Source organism: Pseudomonas ceruminis (assembly GCF_021602025.1).
GTDB classification, from domain to species: Bacteria; Pseudomonadota; Gammaproteobacteria; order Pseudomonadales; family Pseudomonadaceae; genus Aquipseudomonas; species Aquipseudomonas ceruminis.
The window spans coordinates 1-1,233 of record NZ_BQHW01000067.1 but is presented as its reverse complement, the minus strand read 5'-3'; the positions used below and the strand labels follow the sequence as shown (position 1 = coordinate 1,233).

1 protein-coding gene is annotated in these 1,233 nt (G+C 54.7%); it reads left to right on the top strand.

All coding sequences use genetic code 11. The features are described 5' to 3' along the window. Window positions 1-64: 64 nt before the first annotated feature. Window positions 65-1,215, top strand: a protein-coding gene (locus L6D80_RS29810; protein WP_099816120.1) for an IS3 family transposase whose coding sequence is annotated in 2 segments (ribosomal slippage) — window positions 65-299 and window positions 299-1,215 — 1,152 coding nt in all. Because the reading frame shifts where the segments join, the coding sequence is not laid out codon by codon here. Window positions 1,216-1,233: the final 18 nt, after the last annotated feature.

Genomic DNA, 1,233 nt, shown 5'->3' with positions numbered 1-1,233 from the left:
CTGAATCGCCCCTGGTTTCGTAGACACCTCCAAGCCTCATAATGAGGCCCAAATAGGAGGTGCCATGAGTCGTCAGCGTTACCCCGAAGAATTCAAGATCGAAGCGGTCAAGCAAGTGACCGAGAAAGGCAAACCTGTCGCCGATGTCGCCCAGCGCCTGGGCATGTCCGTGCACAGTCTTTACGCCTGGATCAAGGTCTACAGCAAGCCCCAAGAGCAGCGTCAGCAAGACGACGATCAGCAGGCCGAACTGCGCAAGCTACGCGCTGAACGCAAGCGCGTGACGGAAGAGCGAGACATCTTAAAAAAGGCCGCCGCGTACTTTGCCAAGGAGTGCGGCTGAAGTACGCCTTCATCAAGAAGCACTCGACTGATTACCCGGTGCGGCGCCTTTGCCAAACCCTCAAGGTGCACCCCAGCGGCTATTACGCCTGGCTGGCCGAGCCTCAATCTGCCCGAGCAAAAGAAGATCAACGTCTGCTTGGCTTGATCAAACACGCTTGGCTCGAAAGCGGAGGTGTGTACGGCTATCGCAAAATTCATGGTGACCTGCGTGAGCTGGGAGAGACATGCGGGCGAAATCGAGTCGGTCGTTTGATGCAAGCAGAGGGGTTGCGTTCGCAAACGGGTTATCGCCGTCGTCCTGGGTTTTATGGCGGAAAACCAACCGTGGCCTCGCCCAACCACCTTGCCCGGCAGTTCAAGGTCAGCGAGCCGAACAAGGTCTGGGTGACAGATATCACTTACATCCGCACCTATGAAGGATGGCTTTATCTGGCGGTAGTGCTGGATCTCTTCTCACGCCAAGTAATTGGTTGGTCAATGAAGCCAAGGATGTGCAGCGACCTTGCTATCGACGCGATGCTGATGGCCGTTTGGCGACGCAAGCCACAGCAGCAAGTGATGATTCACTCAGACCAAGGCAGTCAGTTCAGTAGCTCAGATTGGCAAAGCTTCCTTAAGGCCAACAATGTGGTCAGCAGCATGAGCCGACGGGGAAACTGCCACGACAATGCCGTAGCCGAGAGCTTTTTCCAGCTTTTGAAGCGGGAACGGGTTCGACGAAAGACCTACGCGACACGTGACGAAGCCCGGAGTGATATTTTCGATTACATCGAGATGTTCTATAACCCAAAACGTCGACACAGCAGTGCTATGCAGCTGTCTCCAGTAGAGTATGAGAAACGCTATTTCCTGAGCTTGGAGAGTGTCTAGGAAACCAGGGGCGATTCA